The following is an 18,174-nucleotide window of genomic DNA, read 5'->3' as shown; positions in this document are numbered from 1 at the left end:
TCAAGCTGCTCGCTTACTGGTTGTACGGACCGTAGTCGTAGTCCTCCAGCGGAACGGCCTGGCCGGAGCCCGTGCCGAACGGCGAGTAGTCGATGTCGTCGTAGCCGACGGCCGAGTACATCGCGGCCTTGGCCTCCTCGGTCGGCTCGACCCGGATGTTGCGGTAGCGGGACAGGCCCGTACCGGCCGGGATGAGCTTACCGATGATGACGTTCTCCTTGAGGCCGATCAGGGAGTCGGACTTGGCGTTGATCGCCGCGTCCGTGAGGACCCTGGTCGTCTCCTGGAAGGACGCCGCCGACAGCCACGACTCGGTCGCCAGCGAGGCCTTGGTGATACCCATCAGCTGCGGACGGCCGGAGGCCGGGTGGCCGCCTTCCTGGACCACACGACGGTTCTCGACCTCGAACTTCGAGCGCTCGACCAGCTCGCCGGGCAGCAGCTCGGCGTCGCCCGACTCGATGATCGTCACACGGCGCAGCATCTGCCGGATGATGATCTCGATGTGCTTGTCGTGGATCGACACACCCTGCGAGTTGTAGACCTTCTGGACCTCGCCGACCAGGTGGACCTGGACGGCACGCTGGCCCAGGATGCGCAGCACGTCGTGCGGGTTGGTGGCACCCACGGTGAGCTTCTGGCCCACCTCGACGTGCTCGCCCTCGCTGACCAGGAGCCGGGCACGCTTCGAGATCGGGAACGCCGTCTCGTCGCTGCCGTCGTCCGGGGTGACGACGATCTTCTTGGTCTTCTCGGTCTCCTCGATCCGCACGCGGCCCTGGGCCTCGGAGATCGGGGCGACACCCTTCGGGGTACGGGCCTCGAAGAGCTCGACGACACGCGGCAGACCCTGGGTGATGTCGTCACCGGCCACACCACCGGTGTGGAAGGTACGCATCGTCAGCTGGGTACCGGGCTCACCGATGGACTGGGCGGCGATGATGCCGACCGCCTCACCGATGTCGACCAGCTTGCCGGTGGCCAGCGAGCGGCCGTAGCACATGGCGCAGGTGCCGACCTGGGACTCGCAGGTCAGGACCGAGCGGGTCTTGACCTCCGCGACGCCGTACTTGACCAGCTCGTCGATGAGCACGTCGCCGAGGTCGGTACCGGCCGGGGCCAGCACCTTGCCGTCGACCGCGATGTCCTCGGCGAGGCAGCGCGCGTACACGGACGTCTCGACGTCCTCCGCCTTGCGCAGCACGCCGTCCGCGCCGACCTCCGCGATGTGGAGCTTGAGGCCACGGTCGGTGCCGCAGTCCTCCTCGCGGATGATGACGTCCTGCGAGACGTCCACCAGACGACGGGTCAGGTAACCCGAGTCGGCGGTACGCAGGGCGGTGTCGGCCAGACCCTTACGGGCACCGTGCGTGGAGATGAAGTACTCCAGCACGGACAGGCCCTCACGGAAGGACGCCTTGATCGGACGCGGGATGGTCTCGTTCTTCGCGTTCGACACCAGACCGCGCATACCGGCGATCTGCCGCATCTGCATCATGTTTCCTCGGGCACCCGAGTCAACCATCATGAAGATGGGGTTGGTCTTGGGGAAGTTCTCGTTCATCGCCTCGGCGACCTCGTTGGTCGCCTTGGTCCAGATCGCGATGAGCTCCTGAGTGCGCTCTTCCTTGGTGATCAGACCGCGCTCGTACTGCTTCTGGACCTTCTCGTCCTGCGCCTCGTAGCCCTTGACGATCTCCTTCTTCGCCTCGGGAACGACGACGTCGGAGATGGCCACGGTGACGCCGGAACGGGTCGCCCAGTAGAAGCCGGCCGCCTTCAGGTTGTCGAGCGTCGCCGCCACGATGACCTTGGGGTAGCGCTCGGCCAGGTCGTTGACGATCTCGGAGAGCTGCTTCTTGCCCACCGAGTAGTCGACGAACGGGTAGTCCTCGGGCAGCAGCTCGTTGAAGAGCGCGCGGCCCAGGGTCGTCCGCAGGCGGAAGGTGTCACCCTGCTGCCACTCCGGGTCGCCCTCCTCCTGCACCGGCGGGGTCCAGCCGCGCGGCGGGATGGTGCCCACCGGGAAGCGGATGTCGACCGCGGACTGCAGCGCGAGCTCACCGGCGTCGAACGCCATGATCGCCTCGGCCGTGGAGCCGAAGGACCGGCCCTCGCCCTTGGTGTCACGCAGCTCGCCGTCGGTGGTGAGGAAGAACAGACCGAGGACCATGTCCTGGGTCGGCATCGTCACCGGACGGCCGTCGGCGGGCTTGAGGATGTTGTTCGAGGACAGCATCAGGATGCGGGCCTCGGCCTGCGCCTCCGCGGACAGCGGAAGGTGTACGGCCATCTGGTCGCCGTCGAAGTCCGCGTTGAACGCGGTGCAGACGAGCGGGTGGATCTGGATGGCCTTGCCCTCGACCAGCTGCGGCTCGAAGGCCTGGATGCCGAGGCGGTGCAGGGTGGGAGCACGGTTCAGCAGCACCGGGTGCTCGGCGATGACCTCTTCGAGGACGTCGTACACGACGGTGCGGCCGCGCTCCACCATGCGCTTGGCGCTCTTGATGTTCTGCGCGTGGTTCAGGTCGACCAGGCGCTTCATCACGAACGGCTTGAAGAGCTCCAGCGCCATCGCCTTGGGCAGACCGCACTGGTGCAGCTTCAGCTGCGGACCGACGACGATCACGGAACGCGCCGAGTAGTCGACTCGCTTGCCGAGCAGGTTCTGACGGAATCGACCCTGCTTGCCCTTCAGCATGTCGCTGAGGGACTTCAGCGGGCGGTTACCGGGACCGGTGACCGGGCGACCACGACGACCGTTGTCGAACAGCGCGTCGACGGCCTCCTGGAGCATGCGCTTCTCGTTGTTCACGATGATCTCGGGCGCACCGAGGTCGAGAAGCCGCTTCAGACGGTTGTTGCGGTTGATCACACGGCGGTACAGGTCGTTCAGGTCGGAGGTCGCGAAGCGGCCACCGTCCAGCTGCACCATCGGGCGAAGGTCCGGCGGGATGACCGGCACGCAGTCCAGCACCATGCCCTTGGGGCTGTTGCTCGTCTGCAGGAACGCGGAGACGACCTTCAGGCGCTTGAGCGCACGGGTCTTCTTCTGGCCCTTGCCGGTGCGGATGATCTCGCGGAGGCGCTCGGCCTCCTCGTCGAGGTCGAAGGACTCCAGGCGCTTCTGCAGCGCCGCGGCACCCATCGAACCGTCGAAGTACGTGCCGAAGCGGTCGCGCAGCTCGCGGTAGAGCAGCTCGTCGCCCTCGAGGTCCTGGACCTTCAGGTTCTTGAACCGGGTCCACACCTCGTCGAGGCGGTCGATCTCGCGCTGCGAACGGTCGCGCAGCTGCTTCATCTCACGCTCGGCGCCCTCGCGCACCTTGCGGCGCACATCGGCCTTGGCACCCTCGGCCTCGAGCTCGGCCAGGTCGGTCTCGAGCTTCTTGGCGCGGGCCTCCAGGTCGGCGTCGCGACGGTTCTCGACCTGCTGCCGCTCGACGGAGACATGCGCCTCCAGGGAGGGCAGGTCGCGGGTACGGCGCTCCTCGTCGACGTACGTGATCATGTACGCCGCGAAGTAGATGACCTTCTCGAGGTCCTTGGGCGCCAGGTCCAGCAGATAGCCGAGGCGCGACGGGACACCCTTGAAGTACCAGATGTGCGTGACGGGGGCGGCCAGCTCGATGTGGCCCATCCGCTCACGGCGCACCTTGGCGCGAGTCACCTCGACGCCGCAGCGCTCACAGATGATGCCCTTGAACCGGACACGCTTGTACTTGCCGCAGTAGCACTCCCAGTCCCGGGTCGGACCGAAGATCTTCTCGCAGAAGAGTCCGTCCTTTTCGGGCTTGAGGGTGCGGTAGTTGATGGTCTCGGGCTTCTTGACCTCGCCGTGGCTCCACTGACGGATGTCGTCAGCGGTGGCCAGACCGATCCGGAGCTCGTCGAAGAAGTTGACGTCGAGCACTATGCGTCAATCCCTCTCAGGGTTGTAAGTCTGTGGGGTCTGATACGGGGGTCCAGGGGCCGGCCGGAGGTCCTCACCAGGTTCTCCGGCCGGACTCCCGTCAGACCTCTTCGACGCTGCTCGGCTCGCGCCGGGACAGGTCGATGCCGAGCTCTTCCGCAGCGCGGAAGACGTCCTCGTCGGTGTCGCGCATCTCGATGGACATGCCGTCCGAGGACAGCACCTCCACGTTGAGGCACAGGGACTGCATCTCCTTGATGAGTACCTTGAAGGACTCGGGGATGCCGGGCTCGGGGATGTTCTCGCCCTTGACGATGGCCTCGTAGACCTTCACGCGGCCGGTGACGTCGTCGGACTTGATGGTCAGCAGCTCCTGGAGGGCGTACGCGGCGCCGTAAGCCTCCAGCGCCCACACCTCCATCTCGCCGAACCGCTGGCCACCGAACTGGGCCTTACCACCCAGCGGCTGCTGGGTGATCATCGAGTACGGACCGGTCGAACGGGCGTGCAGCTTGTCGTCGACCAGGTGGTGCAACTTGAGGATGTACATGTACCCGATGGAGATCGGGTCCGGGAACGGCTCACCGGAGCGGCCGTCGAACAGCCGTGCCTTACCGGTCGGCTGCACCATCCGCTCGCCGTCGCGGTTCGGGATGGTGTGCTGCAGCAGACCCGCGAGCTCGTCCTCGCGCGCACCGTCGAAGACGGGGGTCGCGACGTTCGTGCCCGGGTCGACCTGGTCGGCGCCGATGACCTGCAGGCGCTGCGCCCAGTCGTCCGCGAGGCCGGAGACGTCCCAGCCGCGGCTGGCGAGCCAGCCGAGGTGGATCTCCAGGACCTGTCCCGGGTTCATTCGGGACGGCACACCGAGCGGGTTGAGGATGATGTCGACCGGGGTGCCGTCCTCCAGGAACGGCATGTCCTCGATCGGCAGGATCTTGGAGATGACACCCTTGTTGCCGTGACGGCCGGCGAGCTTGTCACCGTCGGTGATCTTGCGCTTCTGCGCCACGTACACGCGCACCAGCTGGTTCACACCGGGGGGAAGCTCGTCGCCCTCCTCACGGTCGAAGACGCGGACGCCGATGACCTTGCCGGTCTCGCCGTGCGGCACCTTCAGCGAGGTGTCACGGACCTCACGGGCCTTCTCACCGAAGATCGCGCGCAGCAGGCGCTCCTCCGGCGTCAGCTCGGTCTCGCCCTTGGGCGTGACCTTGCCGACGAGGATGTCGCCGGCGATGACCTCGGCGCCGATGCGGATGATGCCGCGCTCGTCGAGGTCGGCGAGGACCTCCTCGGAGACGTTCGGGATGTCCCGGGTGATCTCCTCGGGGCCGAGCTTGGTGTCACGGGCGTCGACCTCGTGCTCCTCGATGTGGATCGAGGAGAGGACGTCGTCCTGCACGAGGCGCTGCGACAGGATGATCGCGTCCTCGTAGTTGTGACCCTCCCACGGCATGAACGCCACGAGCAGGTTCTTGCCCAGCGCCATCTCGCCGTTCTGGGTGGCCGGACCGTCGGCCAGGACCTGGCCCTCGATGATCCGGTCGCCCTCGTTGACGATGACCTTCTGGTTGACCGAGGTGCCCTGGTTGGAGCGGGCGAACTTGGCCAGGCGGTACGTGATGTACGTGCCGTCGTCGTTGGCGGTGGTGATGTAGTCCGCGGAGACCTCCTGGACCACACCCGCCTTCTCGGCCTTGACCACGTCGCCGGCGTCGACGGCGGAGCGGTACTCCATGCCGGTGCCGACGAGCGGGGACTCGCTCTTGATCAGCGGCACGGCCTGACGCATCATGTTCGCGCCCATGAGGGCACGGTTGGCGTCGTCGTGCTCGAGGAACGGGATCATGGCGGTCGCGACCGACACCATCTGGCGCGGCGAGACGTCCATGTAGTCGACGTCGTCACCGGGGACGTAGTCGACCTCGCCGCCACGGCGGCGCACCAGGACGCGGGACTCCTCGAACCGCATGTCGTCATTGAGCGTGGCGTTGGCCTGCGCGATGACGAAGCGGTCCTCTTCGTCGGCCGTCAGGTAGTCGACCTCGTCGGTGACCTGACCGTCGACGACCTTGCGGTACGGGGTCTCCACGAAACCGAACGCGTTGACCCGGCCGTAGGAGGCGAGCGAACCGATCAGACCGATGTTCGGGCCTTCGGGTGTCTCGATCGGGCACATGCGGCCGTAGTGGGACGGGTGCACGTCACGGACCTCGAAGCCGGCCCGCTCACGGGAGAGACCACCCGGACCAAGAGCCGACAGACGGCGCTTGTGGGTGAGACCCGACAGCGGGTTGTTCTGGTCCATGAACTGCGACAGCTGGCTGGTGCCGAAGAACTCCTTGATGGAGGCGACGACCGGCCGGATGTTGATCAGGGTCTGCGGCGTGATCGCCTCGACGTCCTGGGTCGTCATGCGCTCGCGGACGACGCGCTCCATACGAGCCAGACCCGTGCGGACCTGGTTCTGGATGAGCTCGCCGACGCTGCGCAGACGACGGTTGCCGAAGTGGTCGATGTCGTCGGTCTCGACGACGATGTTCGTGCCGCTGTCGCCGACCGTCTCGGTCTCGCCCGCGTGCAGCTTCACCAGGTACTTGATCGTCGAGATGATGTCCTCGACGGTCAGGATGCCCGCGTCCAGCGGAGCGTCCGCACCCAGCTTCTTGTTGACCTTGTAGCGGCCGACCTTGGCGAGGTCGTAGCGCTTCGGGTTGAAGTAAAGGTTCTCGAGCAGCGTCTGCGCGGCCTCACGCGTGGGGGGCTCGCCCGGACGCAGCTTGCGGTAGATGTCGAGCAGCGCGTCGTCCTGGCCCTGGGTGTGGTCCTTCTCCAGGGTGGCGCGCATCGACTCGTACTCGCCGAACTCCTCCAGGATCTGCTCGGTCGTCCAGCCGAGAGCCTTGAGGAGGACGGTCACGGACTGCTTGCGCTTGCGGTCGATACGGACACCGACCATGTCGCGCTTGTCGATCTCCATCTCCAGCCAGGCGCCCCGGGACGGGATGATCTTGGCGGAGAAGATGTCCTTGTCGGACGTCTTGTCGATGGAGGAGTCGAAGTAGACACCCGGCGAGCGGACCAGCTGCGACACCACGACACGCTCGGTGCCGTTGATGACGAAGGTGCCCTTGTTCGTCATGAGCGGGAAGTCGCCCATGAAGACCGTCTGGGACTTGATCTCGCCGGTCTCGTTGTTGGTGAACTCAGCCGTCACGAAGAGCGGGGCGGCGTACGTGAAGTCGCGCTCCTTGCACTCGTCGATGCTGTTCTTCGGAGGCTCGAAACGGTGGTCGCGGAACGTCAGCGACATCGACCCGGAGAAGTCCTCGATCGGGGAGATCTCCTCGAAGATCTCCTCCAGACCGGACTTGGTGGGGACGTCCTGACCGGACTCCAGAGCCTCCTCGACCCGACTCTGCCAAGCGGTGTTGCCGAGCAGCCAGTCAAAGCTCTCGGTCTGCAGCGCGAGCAGGTTGGGAACCTCGAGGGGCTCCTTGATCTTTGCAAAGGAGATGCGCAGCGGGGCGGTGCTGGCGCCGTTGTTCATATTCGCGTTCGAGGCAGTGCGCGAGGCGGCCAAGAGGGGGTCCTTCCGAGGGCTCGGACTCACTACGCGCTCCCCGGCCCCTCACCGCCGCACAGCGACAGACCCCTCTGAACTTGGCTTTTCGGCCAGGCCAGAGATGATCCAGTCGTAAGTGCTGAGGCGAGGGCAGACCCCTGGTGACGGGCAGGGGACAGCTAACAGGCAGCGCAAAGGGTCAGTGTAGCCACTTGGCGCACTGATGTCCAGCCCCGATTTTCTGTGACCCTCGTTGTCCTCAACGCCCTTGGCATGCCTGCCCATTCAACGCACGTTGATACTGCCCTCTTCGTCGCCGATCCATGCCTCGGATTCGGACCGTTCTGGCGACGCGTCCTGAGAATTGCGCGCTGCGTGCGGTTCGTCAAGGCCCCCCAGCCCGAACCAGGGCCGTCGGGAGACACGACGAAGATCACCATACCCCTCGCCCACGAGGCCGCAAGGTAACCGTGGCCGCGCCCCCAGGAACGCCGAAGAGCGACCACCCGAATGGATGATCGCTCCTCAGTGCTTACGCGTTACAGCCCTGGGGACTGTGAGAGGTCTTACTTGACCTCGACGGACGCACCGGCGCCCTTGAGGGACTCGGCGGCCTTGTCCGCGGCCTCCTTGTTGACCTTCTCCAGAACCGGCTTCGGCGCACCGTCGACCAGGTCCTTGGCCTCCTTGAGGCCCAGGGAGGTGAGCTCGCGCACGACCTTGATGACCTGGATCTTCTTCTCGCCGGCACCGGTGAGGATGACGTCGAACTCGTCCTTCTCCTCGGCAGCCTCGGCCGGGGCGGCCGGACCGGCCGGGCCGGCAACGGCGACCGCGGCGGCGGCGGTGACGTCGAACTTCTCCTCGAACGCCTTCACGAACTCGGAGAGCTGGATGAGGGTCATCGTCTCGAACTCGGCGAGCAGTTCGTCCTGGGTGAGAGCCACGATGGCTTTCCTTCCACTAATTCGGCTGGTGCCGTGTGTACATGTCTGGCGGGCGTACGTTCGGCCCGCTACGACCGCTTCCTCAGGCGCGGAGCCTCAGGCGGCGGTCATTTCGCGAGCCGAATTACTCGGCACCGCCCTGCTCGTCCTGCTTGGCGCGAAGCGCGTCCACGGTGCGGACGAGCTTCGACGGGAGCGCCTGGAAGACCTGAGCAGCCTGCGTCTGCTTGCCCTTCAGGGCGCCCGCCAGCTTGGCGAGCAGAACCTCGCGGGACTCGAGGTCCGCAAGCTTCTTGATCTCGTCGGCGGACAACGCCTTGCCGTCAAGGACACCGCCCTTGATGACGAGGTTCGGGTTGTCCTTGGCGAAGTCACGAAGACCCTTTGCCGACTCCACCGGGTCACCGGTGACGAAGGCAACCGCCGTCGGACCGTTGAACAGGTCGTCGAGCGTCGTGATCCCGGCCTCGTTGGCCGCAATCTTGGTCAGCGTGTTCTTCACCACGGCGTACTGGGCGTTCTCACCGAGCGAACGGCGCAGCGTCTTGAGCTGCGCCACGGTGAGACCCCGGTACTCGGTCAGCACGGCGGCGTTCGAGCTACGGAACTGCTCCGTGAGCTCGGCTACCGCGGCAGCCTTGTCGGGCCTTGCCATGAGCGTCGGCCTCCTTCCGGGTGATGACGACCGCTCGGAAGGGGCTGGGGAAAACGAAACGCCCCGGCGCAGGCGCACGGGGCGTAGCTCGACCGGATTTCCCCTTGGACAGGGGCGAACCGGGAGCACTTCCACAGTCACCTGCGCGGGTCGTCCGCGGTTCAGCGGATCCTTCGGCCACCGGGCCCTCTCGCGAGCGCACGGCAACGACCAGCGGTCTTTGGCTTCTGTAGGAGAGTACGGGACCGGGCGGCCGTCGAGCAAATCCGCCCGTACGGCTCAGCTCTGGGCGTCCTTCATCATCTCGGCCAGGTCGGCGGTGTCCTTGGCCGGCGGGGCGGTGACCTTCACCGGTTCGTTGATGCCGAGGAAGGTGATCGTCAGGTCCAGCGGGCCCTTGTCGGCGTCGCCGCGCATCCGGAACTGCTTGGTGTGGTTCTCGCCGTCGATCCACATGTCCATGGTGAACGAGTCGAGGCCCATCTTCTCGTACTGATCGAGCCCCTTCTCCCGCTGTTCGCGGACCGTCTTGCTCTCGTCCTTGAGCGCGGCCTTGATGTCGTCGACGGTGACCGTGCCCTTGTAGTGGGTGGTCTTCACGCCGTCGACGGTCTCGGTGCCGACCTTCTTCACGTCCTTGGAGCCGGTGAGGAAGGTGGAGTCGGCGGCCGGGTTCTGGTCGGCCTGGCCGGCGCCCAGCTGGGAGCTGTTCAGCTCCTTGTCGGCCCCGAGCGCGGACATGTCGAACTTGATCCAGCTCTTGCCGTCCATCTCCTTGGCCAGGGAGGCGTTCCCGCCGATGTACATGGCCTTGCCGACGAGACGGATCTCGACCGGGCCCGTGGCGGCCTGGTCCTGGGCGGTCATCTTCATGCTCATGGCCGGCGGCTTCATGCTCATCGCGGCCTCGCCGGTGATCCGGCCCTCCCCCGGAACCTTCCCGGCCATCCTGTAGCGCAGCGAGGTGATGGCCTCGCTGTTCTTCGCGGCCTTGGCGACGGCCGCCGCGGGCGTCATCGCGGGCGACCCGGCGGAGTCGCCCTTCTGACAGCCGACCGCTCCCCCGGCGAGCAGCAGAGCGGCAAGGCCGGTACCGGCCGCTCTACGGCGCGCTGAACCACGTACGGAAGCCCCCATTGATTCCCCCCAAGAAAACATGGCTGATACACAGGTGAGCCGTGATCCTAACTCCAAGGGACTGCAAAGGGCTTCTGAATTCCCCTACGCCCCGGGAGGACCGCCGGACTCAGGAGGCCGAGCCCGCCCCGCCCTGCTTCTTCAGCAGGTCCTTGAAGTCCTCGGTGTCACTCGCGGGTGGCCTGGTCGCCGAGACCTTCACGCCGTAGTCGCTGTAGTACGCGGTCTGGGTGTACTCGCCGGCCGACATCGTGCCCTTCTCGACCTTCTTGACCAGCAGGTCCTTGCCATCGACCCAGATGTCCACGGTCTCGGTGCTGACACCGGCCTGGGTGAGCGCCTTCTTCAGGGCGGCCAGCTGGCTCGCCGGGAGGCTGGCGTTCTTGCGGGCGAAGTCGGCTATGTCCACCGTGCCCGAGTAGTGCGTGGTGTCGACGCCGCGCACTTGCTCGGAGCCGACCTTCTTGACGTCCCCGGAGGCCAGCAGGAGTTTCACCGACTGGTTGGGGGTCGTCTTGCGCATCTGGTCCTTGAGGAGCGCCCCGGAGCCGCCGGCGAGGTTCGCCAGGTCGGCGTACGCGTACCTGATCCAGTGCTTGCCGCCGACCTGCTCGGCGAACTTGGCGCCCATCTTCGCGTAGTAGGCGTCCGGCAGATAGCGGGCCTCCATGGACGTGGTCCCGGTCTGGCGCATCAGTTCGGCGGACGTACCACCGGTGTAGGTGATCGTCACGGTGCCCTGGATACCGTCGCCCCAGTCCAGGGCGCCGTCCGACTTCATGGACAGCTGCGAGCCGATGGTCGTCGCGGACTCGACCCTGGCGGAGTCGGCGCTGTCGGTGGACTTCTCCACGGTGCGCAGGGCCGCGACGGGGCTGATGTGCGTCGCGCCCTTGCCGGAGGCGCTGTGGTCCTTTCCGGAGCCCCCGGAGCCCGAGGAGGTGCAGGCGGCCACCCCCGACAGCGCGGTCGCCACCGCGATCGAGAGGGTCACGCGGCGCACGGTCGTGCTCTTCATTCGTCCCACCCCTATGCGATTGCTGTGCTCGCACGCTAACGCAGAGCACTGACAGTCGTACGGAGAAGTCCGCACGCGAAGAAGACGGGCCCCGCAACCCGTGGGTTGCGGGGCCCGTCTCCGCGTTCGACGCGGCTACCGGGGTGAGCGCTGGGCTCAGACGGCGGCCGGGTCCTCCTCGACGAGGAGGTTGCGGGTGCGGTTCGGGTCGACCGGGATGCCGGGGCCCATGGTGGTGGAGACCGCGGCCTTCTTGATGTAGCGACCCTTGGCGGCGGACGGCTTCAGACGGAGGATCTCCTCCAGCGCGGCGCCGTAGTTCTCCACCAGCTTGTCGTCCTCGAAGGACGTCTTGCCGATGATGAAGTGCAGGTTCGAGTGCTTGTCGACGCGGAACTCGATCTTGCCGCCCTTGATGTCGTTGACGGCCTTCGTCACGTCCGGGGTCACGGTGCCGGTCTTGGGGTTCGGCATGAGACCACGGGGACCGAGCACACGGCCGAGGCGGCCGACCTTGCCCATGAGGTCCGGGGTGGCGACGACGGCGTCGAAGTCCAGGCGGCCCTTCGAGACCTCGTCGATCAGCTCGTCGGCGCCGACGATGTCGGCGCCCGCGGCACGCGCGGCCTCGGCACGGTCACCGGTCGCGAAGACCAGGACCCGGGCGGTCTTACCGGTGCCGTGCGGAAGGTTCACGGTGCCACGGACCATCTGGTCGGCCTTACGCGGGTCGACACCCAGACGGAAGGCGACCTCGACAGTGCCGTCGAACTTGGTCGTGGAGGTCTCCTTGGCGAGACGGACGGCCTCGAGCGGGGCGTACAGCTTCTCCCGGTCGATCTTCTCGTCCGCAGCGCGGAGCGCCTTGCTGCGCTTGCTCACTACTTCTCCTGTGTGTTCTTAGGAGTCGTGGTACGGGCCGAGCCGGCCCTGCCACTTCTTCTGCTTGACGTACGGGGGGGGTGGGACTCAGCCCTCGACCGTGATGCCCATGGAACGGGCGGTGCCGGCGATGATCTTCGCCGCGGCGTCCAGGTCGTTGGCGTTGAGGTCGGGGAGCTTGGTCGTGGCGATCTCACGGACCTGCGCCTGGGTGATCTTGGCGACCTTGGTCTTGTGCGGCTCGCCGGAGCCCTTCTCCACGCCCGCGGCCTTGAGGATCATCTTGGCGGCCGGCGGCGTCTTGGTGACGAAGGTGAAGGAGCGGTCCTCGTAGACCGTGATCTCCACCGGGATCACCCAGCCACGCTGCGACTCGGTCGCGGCGTTGTACGCCTTGCAGAACTCCATGATGTTGACGCCGTGCTGACCCAGCGCGGGGCCGACCGGCGGAGCCGGGTTCGCCGCACCGGCGTTGATCTGGAGCTTGATGAGCCCCGTGACCTTCTTCTTCTTGGGAGGCATTACTCTCCGGGTCCTTTCGATTCGGGTCCTGCCTGCGCGCGAGGACCACCCGAACGCAGGCATACCGCACAACGATAACGGGTATAGAAGCGCGGCCAAAAACCGAGCAGGTCAGGCAGGCTGCGGGCAGCCCACCTGACCTGGTCGGAAGCTCGTTTCGAAGAAGCTAGTTCTTCTGGATCTGGTCGAAGCTCAGCTCGACCGGCGTCTCGCGACCGAAGATCTCGACGAGACCCTTGACCTTCTTGGAGTCGGGGTTGATCTCGTTGATCGTCGCCTGCAGCGTGGCGAACGGGCCGTCGGTGACGGTGACCGAGTCGCCGACCTCGAAGTCCAGCACCTGGACCTCGACCTTGCGCTGCGGGGCGGGCTTGCCCTCGGCCTCGGCGGCCTCGCGGGCGGCCTTCTCCTCGGCCTCCGGGGCGAGCATCTTGACGATCTCGTCCAGGGTCAGCGGGTACGGGTCGTAGGCGTTGCCCACGAAGCCGGTGACGCCGGGGGTGTTGCGTACGACGCCCCAGGACTCGTTGGTGAGGTCCATGCGGACCAGCACATAACCCGGCAGCTTGTTCTGCTTGATCGTCTTGCGGTCGCCGTTCTTGATCTGGACGACCTCTTCCTGTGGCACCTCGGCCTGGAAGATGTAGTCCTCGACGTTCAGCGAGACGGCGCGCTGCTCCAGGTTGGTCTTCACGCGGTTCTCGTAACCGGCGTACGTGTGGATGACGTACCACTCGCCGGGGAGGATGCGCAGCTCCTCGCGCAGGGCCTGGACGGGGTCGACGGGCTCGGCCGGCTCGGCCTCCTCCTCGACAACCTCTTCCTCGGCGTCCGCGACGTCGTCGGCGTCCTCGACGTCCTCGTCCACGACGTGGACGGCGTCCTCCTCGGCGGGCTCGCCGGCCTCGGCGTCGGCAGCCTCGAACTCGTCCAAGTCCTCGTCCGCGCCCTCGACGATGTCGAGCTCGTCGTCGACAGACTCGTCGGGCTCGATGGCGTCGTTCAGGTTCTGCTCAGACACGGTGGCTGCTTCTTCCTGGATACATAGGGGTGGAACATGCGAAAGGGGCGCCGGTAACCGCGGCGCCCTTCGCTCTCGGCTCAGCCGAAGACGTACTTCGCGGCGTGGCTGAGTCCATAGTCAATCACGGTCACCAGGCCGATCATGATGACGACGAAGACAATCACCACGGTCGTGTACGTCGTCAGCTGGTTGCGCGTCGGCCAGACGACCTTGCGAAGCTCGGCGATGACCTGGCGATAGAAAAGTGCAAGCCGCTTGAACGGACCCTTCTTGGCCCGCTTGCCGCCCTTGCGGGCCTTCTTCGTCTCCTGCGCCTCGTCCTGGGCATCAGGCGTGTCGATGGAGCCCACGGCGTCCGCCATTCGTCCTCACCTGTTCCCGGGTCGTGGCCGTGCCGCGCCCGGTCTGAGCCGCACGGCGGTGCATTGCTGTACGTACATGCGCACACATCCTGGCGAAGGTGTGTGTAGCAGGGCCGGAGGGACTTGAACCCCCAACCGCCGGTTTTGGAGACCGGTGCTCTACCAATTGAGCTACGACCCTTTGTGTGTTCCCCAACGTACCGCATCCGACCGGGTGCTCGGTGTGCACCGCTCGCGGCGCGGCTGCTGAAGGCCAACGAGGTGAGAGTGTACGTGGTCCGGAGCCCCTCGTCGAACAGAAAGCGCCCGTAGGGGCCTTGGGGAAGGAAGATCGCCGGGAAACCGACGGAAGATCACCAGGCCATCGTGCGAATCCGGACACGTGTTCAGCCGTCGATCCCCACATGTTCAGTCTGTGAAACCCGCGTGCCGGGCCGGTTTCCGGTCTGAAACGATGGGCCCCATGAGCGCTGCAACCCCTCCCACCGAGCGCCGGGTCTCCGCCCGAGTCGGCGCGATCTCCGAGTCCGCCACCCTCGCCGTGGACGCCAAGGCCAAGGCCCTCAAGGCCGCCGGACGGCCGGTGATCGGCTTCGGCGCCGGTGAGCCGGACTTCCCGACGCCGGACTACATCGTCCAGGCGGCCATCGAGGCCTGCTCGAACCCGAAGTACCACCGCTACACACCGGCCGGAGGTCTGCCAGAGCTGAAGGCCGCGATCGCCGCGAAGACGCTGCGCGACTCCGGCTACGAGGTCGAAGCGGCCCAGGTCCTGGTCACCAACGGTGGCAAGCAGGCCATCTACGAGGCCTTCGCCGCGATCCTCGACCCGGGCGACGAGGTCATCGTCCCGGCGCCGTACTGGACGACGTACCCGGAGTCGATCCGCCTGGCCGGCGGCGTCCCGGTCGACGTCGTCGCGGACGAGACGACCGGCTACCGCGTCAGCGTGGAGCAGCTGGAGGCGGCGCGGACCGAGAACACCAAGGTCCTCCTGTTCGTCTCGCCCTCCAACCCCACCGGTGCCGTCTACACGCGCGAGCAGATCGAGGAGATCGGCCGCTGGGCCCTCGAGAAGGGCTTGTGGGTCCTGACCGACGAGATCTACGAGCACCTGGTGTACGGCGACGCGGAGTTCCACTCGCTTCCGGTGGTCGTACCCGAACTGGCCGACAAGACCATCGTGGTCAACGGTGTCGCGAAGACGTACGCCATGACCGGCTGGCGCGTGGGCTGGGTCATCGGCCCGAAGGACGTGGTCAAGGCCGCGACCAACCTGCAGTCGCACGCCACGTCGAACGTGTCGAACGTGGCACAGGTCGCCGCCCTGGCCGCCGTCTCCGGTGACCTGACGGCCGTCGCCGAGATGCGCGAGGCCTTCGACCGCCGCCGCAAGACGATCGTCCGGATGCTCAACGAGATCGACGGCGTGGTCTGCCCGGAGCCCGAGGGCGCCTTCTACGCGTACCCGTCGGTCAAGGCCCTGGTCGGCAAGGAGATCCGCGGCAAGCGTCCGCAGGACACCGTCGAGCTGGCCGCGCTCATCCTGGAGGAGGCCGAGGTCGCGGTCGTCCCGGGCGAGGCCTTCGGTACGCCGGGCTATCTGCGGCTGTCGTACGCCCTGGGTGACGAGGATCTCGTCGAGGGCGTCAGCCGCATCCAGAAGCTGCTGGCGGAGGCGCGGGACTGAGGTCCTGTCCGGACAGGGGGCACCTACCGGTTTGGTGGGTGCCCTTTCGTTTCTGTGTGCGAGCAAGACCACCAAATCTGTGTACGAGCAAGACCACTAAAGGGGAATCCGCTACCGGGACGGCGGCGACGTACGGCAGGATCCTGGAATGGAGCGTGTACGTGATGTCTCTGAGCTGCCGAAGGCCCATCTCCATCTGCACTTCACCGGGTCGATGCGGCCGGGGACGGTCCTGGAACTGGCCGACAAGTACGGCGTACGACTGCCGGACGCCCTGACCGAGGCGCTGACCAGCGGTGAGCCGCCGAAACTACGGGCGACCGACGAGCGCGGCTGGTTCCGGTTCCAGCGGCTTTACGACGCCGCGCGCTCGTGCCTCAGAGAGCCGGAGGACATCCGGCGGCTGGTGCGGGAGGCCGCGGAGGAGGATGTGCGCGACGGCTCGGGGTGGCTGGAGATCCAGGTCGATCCGACGTCGTACGCGCCTCGGCTGGGCGGTCTGATCCCGGCACTGGAGATCATCCTGGACGCCGTCGAGACGACGTCCCGGGAGACCGGGCTCGGGATGCGGGTGCTGGTCGCCGCGAACCGGATGAAGCACCCGCTGGACGCGCGCACGCTGGCTCGGCTGGCGGTGCGGTACGCGGATCGCGGTGTCGTCGGTTTCGGGCTGTCCAATGACGAACGCCGGGGCATGGCGAGGGACTTCGACCGTGCCTTCCACATCGCGCGGGAGGGCGGGCTGCTGTCGGCGCCGCACGGTGGGGAGCTGACGGGGCCGTCGTCGGTGCGGGACTGTCTGGACGACCTGCATGCCGGGCGGATCGGGCACGGGGTGCGGGCGGCCGAGGATCCGCGGCTGATGAAGCGGCTGGCGGAGCGGGGGGTGACGTGCGAGGTGTGTCCTGCCTCGAACGTCGCTCTGGGTGTGTACGAGAAGCCCGAGGACGTGCCGCTTCGGACCTTGTACGAGGCTGGTGTGCCGATGGCTCTGGGCGCCGACGACCCGCTGCTGTTCGGCTCGCGGCTCGCCGCCCAGTACGAGATCGCGCGCCGCCATCACGGCTTCACGGACGAGGAGTTGGCGGAGCTGGCTCGGCAGTCGGTGCGGGGGTCGGCGGCGCCGGAGGACGTCAGGGCGAAGCTGCTGGCGGGCGTCGACGCGTGGCTGGCTGGGCCGGGTGTCTGACGCGGGCGGGGGGCTCGCACGCCTTGAGGCAAGCCTTCTTCACAGGCTGACGCCCACCGTCACCGGTTCGTTGACCAGGGTGATGCCGAAGGCCTCGTGGACGCCTGCGACGACCTCGCGGGCGAGGGTGAGGAGGTCCTCTGTGGTGGCGTTGCCCCTGTTGGTGAGGGCGAGGGTGTGCTTGGTGGAGATGCGGGCCGGGCCGGTGCCGTAGCCCTTGGTGAAGCCCGCCTTGTCGATCAGCCAGGCCGCGGAGGTCTTGGTGTGGCCGTCGGCCGCGGGGTAGGCGGGGGGTTCCGCGTCGGGGCCGAGTCGCTGCTTCACGCGCGCGTGGAACGCGGTGAACTCGGCGTCCGTGAGGATCGGGTTGGTGAAGAAGGAGCCGGCCGACCAGGTGTCGTGGTCCTCGGGGTCGAGGACCATGCCCTTGCCGGAGCGGAGCTTGAGGACGGTCTCGCGGGCGGCGACGAGGGGGACTCGGTCGCCGGGTTCCACGCCGAGGGCTCGGGCGGTTTCGGCGTACTTGACGGGGGCGGAGAGGCCGGCGGCGTCCTCGAGTGCGAAGCGGACGCGGAGGACGACGTAGCGGTCGGGGGTGGCCTTGAAGCGGCTGTGGCGGTACGAGAACGCGCAGTCGGTGTTCGGGATGGTGACCGTCTGGTGGGTGGTGCGGTCGTACGCGATCACCTCGGTGATCGTCGAGGAGACCTCCTGGCCGTACGCGCCCACGTTCTGGATGGGGGTCGCGCCTGCGGAGCCGGGGATGCCGGCGAGGCATTCGATGCCGGCGAGGCCTGCTTCCACGGTGCGGGCGACGGCGTCGGTCCAGACCTCGCCGGCGGCGAGTTCGAGGTGGGTGCCGTCGAGTTCGAAGCCCTTGGTGGCGATGACGAGGGCGGTGCCGGCGAAGCCCTTGTCTCCGATGACCAGGTTCGACCCACCGCCGATCAGCAGGAGCGGGGTCCCGTTGTCGTCGGCCTCACGGACGGCGGCGATCACCTCGGCGTCGGTGACGGCGGTGACGAGGCGGGTGGCGGGGCCGCCCAGTCGGAAGGTGGTCAGCGGGGCGAGGGGGGCGTCGTGTCGTTCCTGCACGGGCACAAGGGTACGAGACGGTGGGTGGATGCCTGCGGCGCAGCCGCGGGTTGGGTGGGGGTGCGCGTAGCGCCTGCGGTGGGTTGTGGGTCGGGGCCGGGGCGGGGGGTGTCCGTCCTCGGTCGGGCGGTGCTGTGTCTTTTTGAGGTGCGCGGTGATGGACGCCCGCCGC

The 18,174-nt window shown here is 67.1% G+C and carries 13 protein-coding genes and 1 tRNA gene; 2 read left to right on the top strand and 12 right to left on the bottom strand.

The annotated features are described in order from the left end of the window. Positions 1 to 13: 13 nt before the first annotated feature. The 11 genes from ACWC09_RS40775 to ACWC09_RS40725 all read right to left on the bottom strand — a co-directional run bounded on the left by ACWC09_RS40775 (position 14) and on the right by ACWC09_RS40725 (position 14,209). Complete coding sequence (locus ACWC09_RS40775; protein ID WP_450856119.1) at positions 14 to 3,913, bottom strand: DNA-directed RNA polymerase subunit beta'; 3,900 nt, start codon at positions 3,911 to 3,913, stop codon at positions 14 to 16. Positions 3,914 to 4,013: 100 nt separating this feature from the next. Further along, positions 4,014 to 7,499, bottom strand: coding sequence for a DNA-directed RNA polymerase subunit beta (gene rpoB / locus ACWC09_RS40770; RefSeq protein WP_450856118.1), 3,486 nt, complete (start codon positions 7,497 to 7,499; stop codon positions 4,014 to 4,016). Positions 7,500 to 8,047: 548 nt separating this feature from the next. Beyond that, complete coding sequence (gene rplL, locus ACWC09_RS40765) at positions 8,048 to 8,431, bottom strand: 50S ribosomal protein L7/L12 (RefSeq protein ID WP_450856140.1); 384 nt, start codon at positions 8,429 to 8,431, stop codon at positions 8,048 to 8,050. 121 nt (positions 8,432 to 8,552) lie between these two features. After that, complete coding sequence (gene rplJ, locus ACWC09_RS40760; RefSeq protein ID WP_009330729.1) at positions 8,553 to 9,083, bottom strand: 50S ribosomal protein L10; 531 nt, start codon at positions 9,081 to 9,083, stop codon at positions 8,553 to 8,555. A gap of 279 nt (positions 9,084 to 9,362) precedes the next feature. After that, positions 9,363 to 10,220, bottom strand: a complete 858-nt coding sequence (locus tag ACWC09_RS40755) for a DUF1396 domain-containing protein (RefSeq protein ID WP_450856117.1) — start codon at positions 10,218 to 10,220, stop codon at positions 9,363 to 9,365. A 109-nt stretch (positions 10,221 to 10,329) separates the two neighbouring features. Then, positions 10,330 to 11,238, bottom strand: a complete 909-nt coding sequence (locus ACWC09_RS40750) for a hypothetical protein (protein ID WP_450856116.1) — start codon at positions 11,236 to 11,238, stop codon at positions 10,330 to 10,332. Positions 11,239 to 11,394: 156 nt separating this feature from the next. Continuing rightward, positions 11,395 to 12,120, bottom strand: coding sequence for a 50S ribosomal protein L1 (rplA, locus tag ACWC09_RS40745; protein ID WP_356357901.1), 726 nt, complete (start codon positions 12,118 to 12,120; stop codon positions 11,395 to 11,397). Between the two features lie 87 nt (positions 12,121 to 12,207). Then, positions 12,208 to 12,642 carry a 50S ribosomal protein L11 gene (gene rplK, locus ACWC09_RS40740; protein ID WP_450856115.1) on the bottom strand — a complete coding sequence of 145 codons (435 nt, stop codon included), beginning with the start codon at positions 12,640 to 12,642 and terminating at the stop codon, positions 12,208 to 12,210. A 166-nt stretch (positions 12,643 to 12,808) separates the two neighbouring features. Beyond that, positions 12,809 to 13,663, bottom strand: a complete 855-nt coding sequence (nusG, locus tag ACWC09_RS40735; RefSeq protein ID WP_450856114.1) for a transcription termination/antitermination protein NusG — start codon at positions 13,661 to 13,663, stop codon at positions 12,809 to 12,811. A gap of 80 nt (positions 13,664 to 13,743) precedes the next feature. After that, the gene (gene secE / locus ACWC09_RS40730) at positions 13,744 to 14,028 is read right to left on the bottom strand and encodes a preprotein translocase subunit SecE (protein WP_450856113.1); all 285 of its coding nucleotides are present in this window, start codon (positions 14,026 to 14,028) and stop codon (positions 13,744 to 13,746) included. Positions 14,029 to 14,136: 108 nt separating this feature from the next. Beyond that, positions 14,137 to 14,209, bottom strand: a tRNA-Trp gene (locus ACWC09_RS40725). A 282-nt stretch (positions 14,210 to 14,491) separates the two neighbouring features. On the opposite strand from ACWC09_RS40725, the gene ACWC09_RS40720 reads away from it, so the two are divergent. Next, positions 14,492 to 15,718: a pyridoxal phosphate-dependent aminotransferase gene (locus ACWC09_RS40720; protein WP_450856112.1), complete on the top strand. Its 1,227-nt coding sequence runs from the start codon at positions 14,492 to 14,494 to the stop codon at positions 15,716 to 15,718. A 148-nt stretch (positions 15,719 to 15,866) separates the two neighbouring features. After that, positions 15,867 to 16,907 (top strand): adenosine deaminase, encoded by a 1,041-nt coding sequence (locus tag ACWC09_RS40715; RefSeq protein ID WP_450856111.1) that lies wholly within the window; start codon positions 15,867 to 15,869, stop codon positions 16,905 to 16,907. A gap of 39 nt (positions 16,908 to 16,946) precedes the next feature. Here the strand turns inward: ACWC09_RS40715 and ACWC09_RS40710 are convergent, their stop codons facing one another. Next, on the bottom strand, positions 16,947 to 18,002 hold the full coding sequence (locus tag ACWC09_RS40710; RefSeq protein ID WP_450856110.1) for a UDP-N-acetylmuramate dehydrogenase: 1,056 nt from the start codon (positions 18,000 to 18,002) through the stop codon (positions 16,947 to 16,949). Positions 18,003 to 18,174 lie beyond the last annotated feature (172 nt).

This window comes from Streptomyces sp. NPDC001617 (assembly GCF_053596855.1).
This window is presented reverse-complemented; position numbering and strand designations above follow the sequence as displayed.